14 protein-coding genes are annotated in these 15,752 nt (G+C 41.4%); 12 read left to right on the top strand and 2 right to left on the bottom strand.

Annotation, left to right across the window (positions count from 1 at the left end):
- The first annotated feature begins 343 nt into the window (after positions 1–343).
- Complete coding sequence (locus tag AC5JMF_RS21675) at positions 344–1,669, top strand: serpin family protein (protein WP_495797778.1); 1,326 nt, start codon at positions 344–346, stop codon at positions 1,667–1,669.
- 91 nt (positions 1,670–1,760) lie between these two features.
- Here the strand turns inward: AC5JMF_RS21675 and AC5JMF_RS21670 are convergent, their stop codons facing one another.
- Positions 1,761–2,936 (bottom strand): AI-2E family transporter, encoded by a 1,176-nt coding sequence (locus tag AC5JMF_RS21670; RefSeq protein WP_495797777.1) that lies wholly within the window; start codon positions 2,934–2,936, stop codon positions 1,761–1,763.
- A 136-nt stretch (positions 2,937–3,072) separates the two neighbouring features.
- Here AC5JMF_RS21670 and AC5JMF_RS21665 point away from each other — a divergent pair, with 136 nt between their 5' ends.
- From AC5JMF_RS21665 to AC5JMF_RS21635, 7 genes are all read left to right on the top strand, one after another.
- The gene (locus AC5JMF_RS21665) at positions 3,073–3,519 is read left to right on the top strand and encodes a hypothetical protein (protein ID WP_495797776.1); all 447 of its coding nucleotides are present in this window, start codon (positions 3,073–3,075) and stop codon (positions 3,517–3,519) included.
- A 285-nt stretch (positions 3,520–3,804) separates the two neighbouring features.
- Entirely contained in the window at positions 3,805–5,226 is a 1,422-nt protein-coding gene (locus tag AC5JMF_RS21660) for an LCP family protein (protein WP_495797775.1), read from the top strand.
- 601 nt (positions 5,227–5,827) lie between these two features.
- A complete protein-coding gene (locus AC5JMF_RS21655) occupies positions 5,828–8,464 on the top strand; it encodes a WD40 domain-containing protein (RefSeq protein WP_495797774.1) in 2,637 nt (878 codons plus the stop codon).
- Positions 8,465–8,616: 152 nt separating this feature from the next.
- Positions 8,617–8,991: a papain fold toxin domain-containing protein gene (locus AC5JMF_RS21650; protein ID WP_495797773.1), complete on the top strand. Its 375-nt coding sequence runs from the start codon at positions 8,617–8,619 to the stop codon at positions 8,989–8,991.
- 24 nt (positions 8,992–9,015) lie between these two features.
- Positions 9,016–9,360 carry a hypothetical protein gene (locus AC5JMF_RS21645; RefSeq protein ID WP_495797772.1) on the top strand — a complete coding sequence of 115 codons (345 nt, stop codon included), beginning with the start codon at positions 9,016–9,018 and terminating at the stop codon, positions 9,358–9,360.
- Between the two features lie 12 nt (positions 9,361–9,372).
- Positions 9,373–9,702 carry a DUF433 domain-containing protein gene (locus AC5JMF_RS21640; protein WP_495797771.1) on the top strand — a complete coding sequence of 110 codons (330 nt, stop codon included), beginning with the start codon at positions 9,373–9,375 and terminating at the stop codon, positions 9,700–9,702.
- Complete coding sequence (locus tag AC5JMF_RS21635) at positions 9,689–10,102, top strand: DUF5615 family PIN-like protein (protein ID WP_495797770.1); 414 nt, start codon at positions 9,689–9,691, stop codon at positions 10,100–10,102. Before AC5JMF_RS21640 ends, AC5JMF_RS21635 begins: the two co-directional genes overlap by 14 nt.
- A gap of 93 nt (positions 10,103–10,195) precedes the next feature.
- Here AC5JMF_RS21635 and AC5JMF_RS21630 read toward each other — a convergent pair whose 3' ends face one another.
- Positions 10,196–10,348, bottom strand: a complete 153-nt coding sequence (locus tag AC5JMF_RS21630) for a hypothetical protein (protein WP_495797769.1) — start codon at positions 10,346–10,348, stop codon at positions 10,196–10,198.
- 516 nt (positions 10,349–10,864) lie between these two features.
- Here AC5JMF_RS21630 and AC5JMF_RS21625 point away from each other — a divergent pair.
- From AC5JMF_RS21625 to AC5JMF_RS21610, 4 genes are all read left to right on the top strand, one after another.
- Positions 10,865–12,289 (top strand): nicotinate phosphoribosyltransferase, encoded by a 1,425-nt coding sequence (locus AC5JMF_RS21625; RefSeq protein WP_495797768.1) that lies wholly within the window; start codon positions 10,865–10,867, stop codon positions 12,287–12,289.
- Between the two features lie 111 nt (positions 12,290–12,400).
- A complete protein-coding gene (locus tag AC5JMF_RS21620) occupies positions 12,401–13,000 on the top strand; it encodes a nicotinate-nucleotide adenylyltransferase (protein ID WP_495797779.1) in 600 nt (199 codons plus the stop codon).
- Positions 12,961–13,707 carry an NUDIX hydrolase gene (locus AC5JMF_RS21615; protein WP_495797767.1) on the top strand — a complete coding sequence of 249 codons (747 nt, stop codon included), beginning with the start codon at positions 12,961–12,963 and terminating at the stop codon, positions 13,705–13,707. Before AC5JMF_RS21620 ends, AC5JMF_RS21615 begins: the two co-directional genes overlap by 40 nt.
- A 156-nt stretch (positions 13,708–13,863) precedes the next feature.
- The gene (locus tag AC5JMF_RS21610; RefSeq protein ID WP_495797766.1) at positions 13,864–15,612 is read left to right on the top strand and encodes an NAD+ synthase; all 1,749 of its coding nucleotides are present in this window, start codon (positions 13,864–13,866) and stop codon (positions 15,610–15,612) included.
- Positions 15,613–15,752 lie beyond the last annotated feature (140 nt).

Genomic DNA, 15,752 nt, shown 5'->3' with positions numbered 1-15,752 from the left:
TCGATGACTCGCTCTAAGCGAAGCTATGCCGTAGGCTTTACGCTACGCTATCGCTGACGCTCGTACCTCGCTACCGCTTCGCTAACGCTAACGCTATCGAGGACTCGCTCTAAGCGAAGCTATGCCGCAGGCTTTACGCTACGAAGCGCGTAATTCGTAATTAAGTTTTGCTCCTGTTTTCTACCTTTTTTGGTAACTAAAATTACTGTTACAAAAACTGTTACAGTTTTCGTAACAGTGCCATCTTTCTGGTATGGCCAATGCAATAGTAAACAGTTGAGACATGATTTGTCTAAGTCCCGTTAGACACACATCAAACAACTTTGGCAACAGAGGTGGTAGAATGCATTGGCAGAAATTTAGCGGTGTGGAAGAAAATTTTTTGCAAAGACGTTATGGTGTGAGCTTGGGAAGACGTTATGTTCTAGCAGCAGCAAGCGTAGTTTTGTGTGGTGTATTAGGTTGTTCCCAGGTCAATAATACGAGTGCATTTGCCCAATCTGGGCAGCCTCAGCGAGAGTTACCATTACCCAAAAAAACAGTGAATTCTGAGACAAAAATTGTTGATGCTAATAATAGGTTTGGCTTCAAGTTATTTTCAGAAATTCAAAAAAGCGATAGTTATAAAAAGAACGTTTTTATCTCGCCTTCGAGTGTTGCGATCGCTTTAGCTATGACCTACAATGGCGCTAGCGGTTCGACTCAACAAGCAATGGCCAAAACCCTAGAATTACAGGGGATGAGTCTTCAAGAGATTAACTCTGCTTACGCTTCATTAAAGCAACTTTTAGAAAATCCAGATAGCAAAGTACAATTAACTATTGCTAACTCACTTTGGGCAAATCAAGATGTTAGATTTCAACCAGATTTTCTCCAAATAACTCAGGATTTCTTTAAAGCCAAAGTTACTAATTTAAACTTTAAAGATCCTGCTGCACCTAACACTATTAATAATTGGGTCAAGGAAAATACTCGCGGTAAAATTAACCAAATTGTTGAGACAATCGAGCCAAATCAAGTACTGTTTCTCATCAATGCCATATATTTTAAAGGTAGTTGGAGCAATGAATTTGATAAAAAACAAACTGCACCTCACCCATTTTATCTGACATCTGGACAGCAAAAACAACATCCAATGATGTCCCAAAAAGGTGATTACAGATATTATGAAAACGAGCAGTTTCAAGCAGTTAGTTTACCTTATGGTACAGATGGTAAAGTGAGTTTTTATATCTTCTTGCCCAAGAAGAACTCTAACCTCAAAGCTTTCCACCAAAACTTAAATTTTGAGAGATGGGAGAAATGGATGACTCAGTTCAAAAAAAGAGCCGGGTTTATCCGCTTACCCCGCTTCAAAACAGACTATGATATTACGCTTAACGATACTTTAAAAGCTCTGGGTATGGAGGAAGCTTTTAGCAGAAAAGCTAACTTTTCTGGAATGGGGAAAAATTTTGCCATCAGCCAAGTTAAGCACAAGACTTTTGTGGAAGTCAATGAAGAAGGCACAGAAGCCGCTGCGGCTACTTCAGTAGGCATGGAGTTAACATCTTTTCAACCAAAACCAGAGCCATTCAAAATGATTGTTGATCGCCCCTTCTTCTGTGCCATCAGAGATAATCAGACAGGAAATATTCTATTTATGGGTTCAATTGTTGAGCCGGAGTAGGGAATTGGCAAGAGGCGGAGGGGCAGAGTACGCTTTGCAAGGGGGAGATCTATGTGTAACTTTCCCCCTGCTCCCTGCTCCCTTGCCTGCACTAAGGTAACGTGGCTTCAGAGATGCTCAAAGGGTTTTTAGCGTCAACTTTTGGTGATTCATCTGTTGTAACGGGTGCAGTTATTTCCTCACTTGTGTTAACGCCTGTCTCGCTACTTAAAGATACAGGACGTAGAGCGCTTAAAGCAGTCTTAATCACAACAGCAGTTGGCACAGCCACAATCACACCCAAAAGGCCGCCGATTCTGGCTCCTGTTAAGACCGAAATTAATATCCAAACAGGGTTTAAACCAGTAAAACTACCTAAAATTCTGGGAGCTATCAAGTTTTCGAGAATTTGCTGTACAATCACCGCCGCTACCAACACTCTTATCCCCATGGAAAAATCTTGTAGTGCTACCAACAGGGTAGTTAAAGCAATACCCACAGAACCGCCAAACGGCACAAGAGCCATAATGCCAATCGTTAAGCCAAATAGCAAACCAAATGGTACTTTCAGCCACAAGAAGGAAGGAATTAAGGCTGATGCCATGCAAGTAGATAAAATCAGCTGAGTAATAAAGAAATTTTGAAAACTCAGGCGCACTGTTTTGGAAAAAGGATCTCGAAATTTAGTGGGTAGCCATTCTACTAAACTTTCCCAGAGTTCATCTCCATGTTGCAAAAGATAAAAAGTTAAAACCATCGTCAACAGAAAATCTAGCAGGCTAGTGACTGTAACTACCGCCAAATTTAAAACTTGTCCGGCGATCGCTTGTAGTTGCCCCTTGACGCGATCGTTAATTTGTACTACCAAAGCATCAAGGTTAATCGGTAAACCAAAAGTCTCGACTTTCTCATTTAATATCATTAACTGAGAGCGTCCAGAGTCAATCAACTCTGGCAAGCGAGCCACCAATTGCTGAGCTTGAGTCAAAGCCAGTGGAAACAGGGTAAGACCCAAAGCCAATAAAATTGACAAAGCTAGCAAAAATACTAAAATAGCGACTTGCTCTCGCCTAGCACCGTGATACTCCATCCAACTGACGGGGTAGTTAAGCAGAAATGCCAGCACTGAGGCTCCGACTAAAATGACTATCAAAGAATGGAAATAATGGAAAATTGCCGAAAATGCCCATCCATTAAGAACTAGCAGCGGAGCGAACAGTGCGATCGCTCCGATTCGAGCTATCGGTGTGAGTGTCTGCCACCAGTCGAGAAGCTTGCGTGTCTGCATTTTGAGCTGATTGCGGGATAGAACTAAATTCTTCTTTACAGCCTATTATCTCTGACTATATGATTCTGTTTCATCCTTCTAGTTTAGGAGTTACACTAACCCAAATGGATAATATTGAAGAAATGGGGAATGAGGAATGGGGAATGAGGACGCGGGGACACGGGGATGTGGGGACACGGGGACGCGGGGATGTGGGGACGCGGGGACAGAGGAACATGAAGAAGAAAATTCTCAATTCCCAATTCCCAAAACACAGCTACTTCTATATTTGATTCCGATCATTGGCTTTTTTCCTTCGCTGTGGACTCTCTACCGTCGGCGGGGAAGTCGGGAACAACTTAACATCAGTCGTCTGTCAATTACCTTAGCGCTAACTTGGCTATTGGGATACTTTTTACTAGGAACCGGAGCAGCAACTTCAGATTTTTTCACACTGCGTGTATTCGTTCTCAATAGCTTTCTGACTTCTGGTTATTTTTTAGTAAGTGTTTGGTTGATGTTTCGCCTCATCCAAGGCAAGTCTAAGCGTTTACCGGGGTTTAGCAGTTTTGCTCAAAGAATACTTAGTAAGTACTTAGCCTAATTTATCTAAATCAAAAGTGGTCGGTATTCTTACTCGCTTATTAATAAATTACGGGTTATTTACCTACCAACCTGGTCAAATCGAGTTTATTATTGCCATACTTCAAGTAATACATATTTTATTTTGCCCAAACAAAGATAAATGCTGTTATAAGTGTTGTGGTCGCTACAACAGTGAAAAATTCAGCATCGATAATCAAGAATTAGCTATTATGAATTGAACTGTTTGTATATTTTTTAACCTGTAATTTTACTTAGTTTTTTCAGTTTAAGTGTGAGGAAGTCTGTGACCAGTCAAAGAACTTCGGCGGAAGGAAACCATTCGGGAAAAGCCTCTAAAGTCAACGGCAAAAATTCTCAGAACTCAAAATCAGGGCGTTGGCTATGGTTTTGGGTGGGTATGAGCGGAATTGCAATGGTGTCAGCCACAGCAGGGGCGCTGTTGGCAGTATCGTTAACTAGTACCTCTTTACAACAAGCTCAGCTTAGCCCACAGGAAGAGGCAGTGTTTGATGGCGATCGCTTCTCTGGAGGTGGGTTGCGATTTTCGGAATTAACGCGTCCAGTTAATATTTTGGTGATGGGGATGAGCGTACTACCACCAGATGTTAACAACCCTCCCGCCGAAACCAAAAATCTCAGATACTTACCTCAAGTAAATTCTTTTGATGGTCTTGCCGATGTGATCCTCTTGGCCAAATTTGATCCAGAGACGAAAAAAATGGTCATGCTTTCTGTTCCTAGAGACACCCGTACAGAAATAGAGGGGCACGGAATCAAAAAGATTAATGCCGCTAATGTTGAGGGTGGGCCTGCTTTGAGTGCCAAGACCGTCAGTAATCTCTTGGGTGGAGTGGGAATTGATCGCTATGTTCGCATTAATGTTCTCGGAGTTGAGAAGCTAGTTAATGCCTTGGGTGGGGTAACAGTCTACGTTCCCAGAGATATGAAATATATAGATGAGTCCCAGCACTTATACATTAATTTGAAAGCTGGTAAGCATCATCTCAATGGCAATCAGGCACTGCAATTGCTACGTTTTCGGCGTGATGAGTTAGGAGATATTGGCCGAATTCAGCGCCAGCAGATGGTTATGCGTGCCTTGATGGAACAGGCCCTGAATTTAAATACATTACAGCGATTACCTGAAATTTTCAATGTAGTAAAAGAAAATATCGACACCAACATGACTGGTGAAGAGTTAGCAGCTTTATTACGTTTTGCAAATGACGCTAATAAATCCAAAAAGATTCAGCAGTTATTACTGCCGGGTAACTTTAGTGACCCAGGCAAGTATGATGCAAGCTACTGGTTGCCCAACGATGATGGTATTGCCAAACTTATGGCCCAACATTTTGATTTGGAATCAGAACAAGGACAGCAAATAACTGATCCGGCATCTTTGCGAGTTGCAATTCAAGATAGCACAGGTGGCGATCGCTCCAACCTCAGACCATTGATTAGAGCCTTAGAAAAAGCTGGATATCGCAATATCTATGTGTCTAAACCTTGGAATGAGCCTTTAGAGGTAACTCACATTGTCGCTCAACAAGGAGATGGCAACAGTGCTGAATCCATTCGCGATACTTTAGGATTTGGGGAAGTGCGAGTAGAAAGTACTGGTAATCTCGGCTCAGATATTAGTATCCAAGTAGGTCAAGATTGGTTACGACAAAAAGAACTGTTGGAGAAATCTGCTAATCCTTAAGCGATGTTGCTTGGGAATGGGGAATTGGGAACTTGTACTGAGCAAAGTCGTTCGCGTAGCGTCTCCGACAGGAGAAGTATGGGGAATGGGAAATTATCTTTTTCCCCAGTTTCCCCAGCCTTCCCATCTCCTTGATTGGTGAGCGAAGTCGAACCACATCCCCCCAAGTAAAGTCATCACCAGTAAAAAAGGCATTTATGCAAGCAACCAGTTAATAAAATAACCAACACTCAAACTGTAATGTTTGATTTCAAGTTACTTTGTCAATGAAACTCAATCTATGAGCAAGTGGGTTAATCTATCAGAATGGCAGCGATTGTTAAGTCCCGTATAATCTCTGAACCTGTTTATCTGTCAGGGGAATTTGCAGAGTTTATTACAAAATTGAAAAAAGCGATCGCCTTTTAAAACTTCTGCTAAAAGGCATGATAATAATACCATAACTTGTAATCCAGTCACTTTTGAAAATGTTATGAGTAATTGAAACTTTTCTGACACAAGCAGAGGTGGCTATTTAATAACGAAACTCTCTATTTACTGCCAAAAACTGATATTTACGATGTGTCAAAATAAAATATCAGTAAAACTACGGTCTTTATCTATGGTGTGGAATCCAGGACAGCAGTTATTTGGCGATCGCTACATCATCGAGAGAAAATTAGGCGAAGGTGGCATAGGTATAACCTATCTGGCGAAAAATCGACGCGACCAGTTGCGAGTCATCAAAACCCTCAGAGAACAAATCCTCAATCATCCTGACTGGATATCACATCAAGATAAATTACGGCAAGACTTTCAAGATGAAGCTTTTCGACTGGCTTTGTGTCACCATCCTCATATTGTACAGGTAGAAAATGCCTTTGATGAAGGTAATTTTCCCTGCATGGTGATGGAGTATATCGAAGGCGAAGATTTAGGGAAGCTGATAACTGAAAAAGGAGCATTACCAGAAGCCGAAGCACTGCAATATATTAGGCAAATTGGCGAAGCTTTAACTGTAGTTCATGATCGCGGCTTACTACATCGGGATTTAAAGCCGAGTAATATTATGATGCGTGCGGGTAAACCAGAGGCCGTACTAATTGACTTTGGTCTTGCTAGACAATTTATTGCCGGTGCAGTTTTACAGCATACAGAGAGTGTTACTCATGGTTATGCGCCTCCAGAACAGTATGCACCTAATGCCGAACGGGGAGAATATATTGATGTTTACGCCTTAGCCGCCACGTTGTACTCTTTGCTGAGTGGAGAATTGCCGATGCCAGCGCCAGCTAGACTGCAAAATTTTACCATGCGATCGCCTAAAGAATTGAATTCGAGTGTAGGCGATCGGGTGAATGAGGCAGTTATGAGGGGAATGGCGTTAAATTACAAGTTTCGTCCCCAATCGGTGCAGGAATGGTTAGATTTATTGGATGCGGGGATAGTAGCATCAACACAACCTGTAACATCTCCTCCCTACACGCCCCCATCTTGGGAATGCGTTCACAAGATTCTGGGGATTTCTGGAAAGATAGCCCTTAGCCCCAAGGAAGATATCTTAGCAAGTGTAGCAGATTCAGTAATTCACTTGTTTTCATCAACTACATTTCAACTTATCCGCACCCTTCCGAAGGAAGGCTACGCGAACACTGGTCATTCTTCCCATATTTATTCCGTTGCCTTCAATAGTAATGGACAAATTCTGGCTAGGAGTAGCTCGGACAACACTATCAAACTATGGGAAGTGGCAACTGGTAGAGAAATTCGCACCCTAAAAGGTCATTCTTCCCATGTTTATTCCGTCGCCTTCAATAGTGATGGGCAAATTCTGGCTAGCAGTAGTCATGATCAAACTATTAAACTATGGGAAGTGCAAACAGGTAGAGAAATTCGTACCCTCGCTGCTCATTCCTACTATAGTAATCCGATCGCCTTTAGTAGTGATGGGCAACTTCTAGCTAGTGGTAGTTATTACTACACGATTAAACTATGGGAAGTAGCAACTGGTAGACAAATTTGTACCCTTAGTGGTCATTCTGGCTGGGTTAATTGCATCGCCTTTAGTAGCGATGGGCGAATTCTGGCTACTGGTAGTCATGACAACACTATTAAACTGTGGGAAATGGAAACATGTACGGAAATTCGCACTCTCATTGGTCATTCCGGTTGGGTTAATTCCATTACCTTCAATAGTGATGGGCGAATTCTGGTTAGTGGTAGTCATGACAAAACTATCAAAGTATGGGAAGTGCAAACAGCTAAAGAAATTCGCACTCTCACTGGTCATTCTCGGTCAGTTAGTTCCGTAGCCTTCAGTTGTGATGAGCAAGTTTTGGCTAGTGGTAGTGATGCCAGTATCAAACTTTGGCAAGTAGCTACAGGTAAGGAAATTCGCACTCTCACTGGTCATTCTCGATCAGTTAGTTCCGTAGCCTTCATTGATGATCAACAAATTCTGGCTATTAGTAGTGGTGCCAGTATCAAGCTGTGGTCTATAGCAACCAATAGAGAAATTTACACTTTCACTGGTCATTCCCTGTCAGTTACTTCTGTCGCTTTTACTAGCGATGGGCAAATACTGGCTACTGGTAGTAACGACAAGACTATCAAACTGTGGAATGTGCAAACGGGTAAAGAAATTCGCACCCTAAAAGGTCATTCTGACAGGGTTTTTTCTGTTGCTTTTACTAGTGATGGGCAAATACTGGCTAGTGGTAGTTCTGATAAAACTATCAAGCTGTGGAATGTGCAAACGGGTAGAGAAATTCGCACCCTAAAAGGTCATTCTAGTGGAGTTGAATCTGTCATCATCAGTAGTGATGAGCAAATTTTGGCTAGTGGTAGTAGTGACAAAACTATCAAACTGTGGAATGTGCAAACAGGCACAGAAATTCTTACCCTAAAAGGTCATTCCGGCTGGGTTAATTGCATCACCATTAGTAGTGATGGGCAAATGCTGGCTAGTGGTAGTAGTGACAAAACTATCAAACTATGGAATGTGCAAACAGGCACAGAAATTCTTACCCTAAAAGGTCATTCCGAACGAGTTACACATATCACTTTTAGTAATAATGGGCAAATACTGGCTAGTGGTAGTTCTGATAAAACTATCAAATTATGGCAAATGACAACAGGTGCAACAATTTCCACTCTCAGTCATTTTGACTCAGTTCATTCCATCGCCTTTAGCCTCGATGGAAATTGGCTGGCTGCTGGTGATGGTAGCGGAAATATCAAAATTTGGCGACGCAGCTAGTTGTGTAATAACAGCGTCAAAATAGTAAATAGAATTTGCAAACAATCTGATGTTAAAAAAATGCTAGAAATAACCAAAAATTACGTAATGGATGAAAATCAGCAACTTATTACTGTACAAATTACTATAGCTGACTGTATGCAAGATAATTAATGATTTTGAAGAAAGATGATGTCATCTATCAACAAATTATTCAGATTGCCAGGAATTACGGAATTTTTGATTGTATTCTTTGTGCCAGAGCCATGAAAAAATTTTTAGTATCACAAGGAGTTCATGGTAAGCACATTAAATTGGATACAGGCTCACAAGATCCAATCTACGGCAGAATCTATGATGATAGTATTGGAGAATTGATTGCTACCACTGGCCATCATGAAGGTATTCTCATTGAAATAGATAGTATTGAAGTTGTCTTTGATAACATCCACTATCAAGGAATTACTAGATTGCATTGGATGCAAAATCTCTATTCACCCATTCTAGATATAGGGAAAGAATTTCAAATAACCGAAATTTACTTTTGAATCAAGCCATTAAGTGAGTTGAGTATGGATAATCTATACGATTTACTACAAAAGATAAAAAAAAGACCTGCAATGTATCTAGGCAGACATTCCATCTTCAATCTTCAGGCATTTTTGGATGGATACTATTTTGCTCGGCGCGAACTTGGTATACCTTTAACCGAACAAGAGAGCGAGTTTCAAAAATTTTTACAATGGATTAGAGAAAAATTTCAGGTTGAAACTGGACAATTATGGGCAAGTATCATTCTCTTTAATTCTGCGGATGAACGAAGTGCAGTAGACAGATTTTTTAGCTTATTTGAAGAATTCATTAATCAGCAGCCAAATATTATAGATAATAACCAAGTGGAAAAGCTGCGAAAGTAATCAATAAAAATAATGATGAACACGCGATTAGTTGATTCACTAGTACAAATTATTGAATCTCTCACTCTAGAAGAGCGCATCTTTTTACAACAGCGACTAAGCAACCAGCCAATTCAAGTGACAGTCGGTGTCTGCGGTGGACAGCCGCGCATTCGCAACACGCGCATCCCTGTATGGACGCTAGTGGCTTTTCGCCAACAGGGAGCAGATGAAGAAGAGTTACTGCGAAACTATCCTACCCTAACCCATAATGATCTACAAGCTGCCTGGACTTATTATGAACAGCACCAAGAACAATTAGATCGAGCAATCATCACCTTCACTGAGGATGATGATGGTTAAGCTTTACTCTAATGAGAATTTTCCTATGGATATAGTCAGAGAACTGCGGCAGTTAGGCTACGATGTCCTCACTTCCTACGAAGCAGGACAAGCAAATCAAGGTATCCCTGATGAGGAAGTTCTAATTTTTGCGACACAAAACCAGCGAATTGTCATCACTCTTAACCGTGACGACTTTATTGCTTTACATAATAGCGGCATTGCTCACAACGGCATCATTATCTGCAAAACTGATAGAGACTATTTAGGACAAACTCAAACTCTCCACGCCTACTTACAAGATATTAAGTCACAAAGTCTTACTTGGGCGATCGCACTGCAAAATCGCCTGATTCGCGTCAAAAAGCAGAACCAACCCAAATCCAGCCGACAAGTTTTCGTTATTCAAGAATACCTATAATATAAGCAAAAAGGCATGAGAAGAACATCATGCCTTGTAATCAGTCACATTTTAAAATGTCATTTATTTATTAATGTTTTGCTGTGGCGTCATCTACCAATTATCAGCTGTGCCTTCTTTGTAAGGATCGCCTGTAAAAGGTTGTACGCCTATCGAAGGATAAGCATCATCAGTAGGGCCAAAAATCCGCATTACGGCTTCAGAAATATACTGAGTTACACGAGCAATGATTCTGGAAATAGCCATAATATTAAGACTCCTTTTTTTGAGTCGCTTTAATTGTGATGTTTATACTCTAATTCTGATATTCTTCACTCGCTCTACTTCTCAATATATTGAGAATATCTGCAATAGTTTTTCAGATATGTTTGCAATACTTCAACTTGTTCACTACTCTAACTTTTCCCTTTGACTCTAATTGTAACTTAATTAGGGAATAGGGAATAGGGAATAGGGGACAAATTTGCTTGAAACTCCGAAACGGATCGCTATATCGATGTAATTCCCTTTAATTTATCGAAAAATGTAAAGGTTTAAAAACTTGCCACCACTTGTGGGCGACTTAGTTATTACTATTATTCCCCATTCTCCATTATTTATAGAAAACTATTAAAATATGTTAAATAATTAATAAACACAATATTAATCCAACCGTAAATACCATGTATCTCAACAATATACTAACTAGTTTTTTTGATAGTTGACATTATTTATGGTGAATATTACCATAAATAGAAGAAGCATTCTTGTAAGGGAGTTCTGATGACAACTTTTTCAGATTTAGGCTATGTACATACCAATACTCAGCAACTGCAAAGTTACCCCACTCAAGAACTGAACCTCTGTGCGGATGACTACAGCTTACTGACTGACCTTTACCAATTGACGATGGCGGCTTGTTACACAGGTGAAGGTATAGAACAACGCAAGGCAAGCTTTGAGTTGTTTGTCAGGCGGTTGCCAGAGGATTTTGGTTATTTAATTGCCATGGGGCTAGCGCAAGCGTTGGAATATTTGACAAAATTCCGTTTTAGTTCTGCTCAGATTGCAGCTTTGCAGGCGACGGGAATTTTTGCTCAGGCGGGCGATCGCTTTTGGTCACTGTTAGCCCAGGGGCGTTTTACCGGGGATGTTTGGGCAGTACCTGAAGGCACAGCAGTGTTTGCCAATCAACCTTTGTTACGGATAGAAGCACCTCTTTGGCAAGCACAGCTCGTAGAAACTTATTTATTAAATACTATTAATTACCAAACTTTAATTGCAAGTAGGGCAGCAAGGTTACGCGATGTTGCAGGAGAGCAAGCAACACTCCTGGAATTTGGTACTAGAAGGGCATTTAGTCCTCAAGCCTCATTGTGGGCGGCGCGGGCGGCTTTGGCAGGTGGTTTGGATGCCACTTCAAATGTGTTAGCAGCGCTACAACTAGGACAGCTACCAAGTGGTACGATGGCTCACGCTCTGGTGATGGCACTATCAGCAATCGAAGGCTCTGAAGAGCGGGCATTTAGCGCGTTTCATCGATATTTTCCGGGTGCGCCATTGTTGATTGATACATACGATACGGTTGCTGCTGCCCAACGCTTAGCTCAAAAAGTAAATTCTGGGGAAATTAAATTAACTGGTGTCAGATTAGACTCAGGAGATTTAGTTAGCTTATCTAAACAGGTGCGATCGCTCCTTCCCAATGTACCCATTTTTGCTAGTGGTGACTTAGACGAGTGGGAAATTGCCAGGCTAAAAGCAGCACAGGCCGAGATTGATGGTTATGGATTGGGAACAAAACTAGTCACGGGTTCACCTGTAAATGGAGTTTACAAACTTGTAGAAATAGATGGCATCCCAGTCATGAAAAACTCAAGTGGGAAAGGCACATATCCAGGGCGTAAGCAGATTTTTCGCTCATTGACATCGGGAGGTAAGTTAAAGACAGACAGGTTGGGATTGGTAGATGAAAATTTTCTGGAAGCAAAACCCTTATTGCAGTTAGTAATGCAAGAAGGTAAGCAAATACAACCACCAGAAACTTTGACAGCAATTCGCCAACGTACCGCCATCTCAGTTGCTAGTTTGCCACAACAGACGCGGCGTTTAGATCATCCTGTTGGGGTGTATGTTGAGATTTCGGAAGGATTACGGGTGTTGACTGAGGAGACTAAAAAACGAATCAAAAGCACAAAGCAAGTATGAAAAGTTCTTTACCCATTCCCCATACTTCTCCTGTCAAAGACGCTACGCGTAGCTTGCAGGGGTACGACTTTGCTCAGTACAAGTTCCCAATTCCCCAGTCAGAGGTAAATGATGAGGATTGCTTTGTTTGGTACTAGTGCCGATCCACCAACTGCTGGACATCAGGCGATTCTGAGTTGGTTGTCTGAGTTTTATGATTACGTAGCGGTTTGGGCAGCAGATAACCCGTTTAAGTCACATCAAACGCCTTTGTCACATCGGGCGGCAATGCTGCAACTTTTGATTAATGATATAGACGCACCACAGCACAACATTGCTTTAGAGCAAAAATTGAGTAACTTTAGAACACTGGAAACAGTGGAGAAAGCGAAACTACATTGGGGTACAAATGCTGATTTGACATTAGTTATCGGTTCAGATTTACTCGAACAATTGCCGCGTTGGTATCATATTGAAGATTTGTTACAGCAAGTGCAATTATTGATTGTGCCACGACCGGGATATGCAATAGATAAATCTAGTTTGGAGGCAGTGGAAAAACAGGGAGGGAAAATTGCGATCGCCGCTATTACGGGTTTGGATATTTCCTCAACGGCGTATCGCGAACATGGAAATCCTGAAGCCCTTACCCCTCCTGTAGTCGCTTATATTAATCAACAGCATTTGTACAAATGCCAGAACGCAACTCAAAAAAAATTTCAACTCCGTTAAATCAACAACCTTTGGCTGATTTCAAGGTAGGTGTTGACAATGTAATTTTTTCTGTAGATACCGCACAAAATCGGCTGTTAGTTTTATTAGTAATGCGACAGCAAGAACCATTTTTAAATTCTTGGAGTCTTCCCGGTACTTTGGTACGTCCGGGAGAATCTTTAGAGGATGCCGCTTATCGAATTATGGCGGAGAAAATAAAGGTGAACAATCTTTATTTGGAACAACTATATACTTTTGGTGGGCCAAATCGTGATCCACGGGAAGCAAGGGATAGCTATGGTGTGCGTTATTTATCAGTTAGTTACTTTGCCTTGGTGCGGTTTGAGGAAGCAGAATTAATTGCTGATCGCGTCACTGGCATAGCTTGGTATCCAGTCAAACAAGTGCCGCAATTAGCTTTTGATCATAACGAAATTCTGGCGTATGGGCACAGACGTTTACGCAATAAATTGGAGTATAGCCCAGTTGCTTTTGAAGTTTTGCCAGAAACTTTTACCTTGAATGATTTATATCAGTTATACACCACAGTTTTAGGTGAAAATTTTTCCGATTATTCTAATTTTCGGGCGCGTCTACTCAAGTTAGGTTTCTTATGTGATACCGGCATTAAAGTATCACGAGGAGCAGGACGACCGGCTAGTTTATATAAGTTTGATGCTGTGGCTTTTGCACCCTTCAAAGATAAACCATTAGTGTTTATTTAACTAATTGCTACGTACAGTTAAAAGCCAAAATTAATTGCTTTTGACTAATGACAACTTGCCCCATAGCGTACCCTACGGGATCTTGCTACGCGTAGCATCTTTGCCAGGAAAAGGGATGACCAATGACTAATAACCAATAATTAATGATTAAACAAAATGAAAATTGCGATCGCTCAAATTAATCCTACTATCGGTGACTTACCTGGAAATGCTCAGATCATCTTAGCAGCAGCACATCGGGCGGTAGCCCAAGGCACACGTTTGCTGTTAACACCAGAACTATCTTTGTGTGGCTATCCACCACGGGATTTGTTATTTAATCCCAGTTTTGTTGAAGCAATGGGCATGACATTGCAACAATTAGCTCGCGATTTACCGCCTAATTTAGCTGTGTTGGTTGGCACTGTAGAACAGAATCTCAAAGCCCATGTTACTGGTGGCAAAAGTTTATTTAATAGCATTGCTTTGTTAGAGAAAGGCAAAGTTAAGCAATTCTTTCATAAGCGACTTTTGCCCACTTACGATGTATTTGATGAAAATCGTTATTTTGAACCAGGGTTACAAGCTAATTATTTCACCTTAGATAACATCCATATTGGTGTTACTATTTGCGAAGATTTGTGGAATGATGAAGAATTCTGGGGTAAACGTAGTTACGCCACAAATCCCATCGCTGATTTAGCAATTTTGGGTGTAGATTTAATTGTTAATTTATCTGCCTCGCCTTACAGTTTTGGTAAGCAGCGGTTTCGTGAAGCCATGCTCAGACATAGTGCGATGCGTTTTCAACAACCCGTAATTTATGCTAACCAAGTTGGGGGGAATGATGACCTAATTTTTGATGGTTTTAGTTTTGCCTTGAATCGTCAAGGTGAAATTAGGTGTCGTGGCCGTGGTTTTGAAAGTGACTTGGTGATCATTGAATTTGATGAAGCGCAACGAGATTTAAAGTTAGGTTCTGTTGCACCTGCATATGAAACTGAAGATGAGGAAATCTGGCACGCTTTGGTTTTGGGTGTGCGGGATTATGCACGCAAATGTCACTTTTCTAAAGTAGTGCTGGGTTTAAGTGGTGGTATTGACTCTGCATTGGTTGCAGCGATCGCCACAGCTGCTCTTGGTAAAGAAAATGTCTTGGGTGTACTAATGCCTTCGCCTTACAGTTCAGAGCATTCTATCGGCGATGCTTTGGCTTTAGGTGAAAATTTAGGGATTAAAACCACTACTATCCCGATTGGCGACTTAATGCAAGGCTTTGACCGCAGCTTAGCAGATTTGTTTGGAGATACTGAGTTTGGATTAGCAGAAGAAAATATCCAATCCCGAATTAGGGGTAATTTATTAATGGCGATCGCCAATAAATTCGGTTATCTGCTACTATCAACCGGCAATAAATCAGAAATCGCAGTTGGTTACTGTACCCTCTACGGTGACATGAACGGTGGGTTAGCAGTGATTGCAGATGTACCCAAAACTCGCGTTTATTCACTTTGCGATTGGTTAAATAGCAATGGTGAAGTCATCCCGCAGAACATCATCACCAAAGCACCCAGCGCCGAACTTAAACCAGGTCAATTAGACCAAGACTCGCTACCACCATACGATATTTTAGACGATATCTTGCAGCGTCTGATTCACAACCACCAATCAGCTGTACAAATCGCCGCCGCAGGACACGATCCTGTGATTGTAGACCGAGTTATCCAGATGGTTGCGCGCGCAGAATTTAAACGGCGACAAGCACCTCCGGGCTTAAAAATTACTGACCGCGCCTTCGGCACTGGTTGGCGAATGCCAATCGCTAGTAACTGGGTAGCAGTTAAAAATGCTTACCAAACTAAAGCCTTTGCTATACCCACTTTAGTCTGTTGGGATGGACAAGATGCTCATCCGCGAATCAAATAAGAGACTAGAGATTGGGAAGCCCCACTAATTGTAGTCTTTTACACCCTAATTTGTTGACAATTCCTCGGCTAAAAACCGGGGATTTTTTATTAGACCTCTTGCAAAAGTCGGATACTCGCCAGAAAATAAATTTTCTGGCT

It is taken from the genome of Desmonostoc vinosum (assembly GCF_059505385.1).
This window is presented reverse-complemented; position numbering and strand designations above follow the sequence as displayed.

Coding starts and splice junctions, on each gene's coding strand:
- AC5JMF_RS21675 (WP_495797778.1), top strand. CDS start 344: ATGCATTGGCAGAAATTTAGCGGTGTGGAAGAAAATTTTTTGCAAAGA.
- AC5JMF_RS21670 (WP_495797777.1), bottom strand. CDS start 2,936: ATGCAGACACGCAAGCTTCTCGACTGGTGGCAGACACTCACACCGATA.
- AC5JMF_RS21665 (WP_495797776.1), top strand. CDS start 3,073: ATGGGGAATGAGGACGCGGGGACACGGGGATGTGGGGACACGGGGACG.
- AC5JMF_RS21655 (WP_495797774.1), top strand. CDS start 5,828: ATGGTGTGGAATCCAGGACAGCAGTTATTTGGCGATCGCTACATCATC.
- AC5JMF_RS21650 (WP_495797773.1), top strand. CDS start 8,617: ATGATTTTGAAGAAAGATGATGTCATCTATCAACAAATTATTCAGATT.
- AC5JMF_RS21645 (WP_495797772.1), top strand. CDS start 9,016: ATGGATAATCTATACGATTTACTACAAAAGATAAAAAAAAGACCTGCA.
- AC5JMF_RS21640 (WP_495797771.1), top strand. CDS start 9,373: ATGATGAACACGCGATTAGTTGATTCACTAGTACAAATTATTGAATCT.
- AC5JMF_RS21635 (WP_495797770.1), top strand. CDS start 9,689: ATGATGATGGTTAAGCTTTACTCTAATGAGAATTTTCCTATGGATATA.
- AC5JMF_RS21630 (WP_495797769.1), bottom strand. CDS start 10,348: ATGGCTATTTCCAGAATCATTGCTCGTGTAACTCAGTATATTTCTGAA.
- AC5JMF_RS21625 (WP_495797768.1), top strand. CDS start 10,865: ATGACAACTTTTTCAGATTTAGGCTATGTACATACCAATACTCAGCAA.
- AC5JMF_RS21620 (WP_495797779.1), top strand. CDS start 12,401: ATGAGGATTGCTTTGTTTGGTACTAGTGCCGATCCACCAACTGCTGGA.
- AC5JMF_RS21615 (WP_495797767.1), top strand. CDS start 12,961: ATGCCAGAACGCAACTCAAAAAAAATTTCAACTCCGTTAAATCAACAA.
- AC5JMF_RS21610 (WP_495797766.1), top strand. CDS start 13,864: ATGAAAATTGCGATCGCTCAAATTAATCCTACTATCGGTGACTTACCT.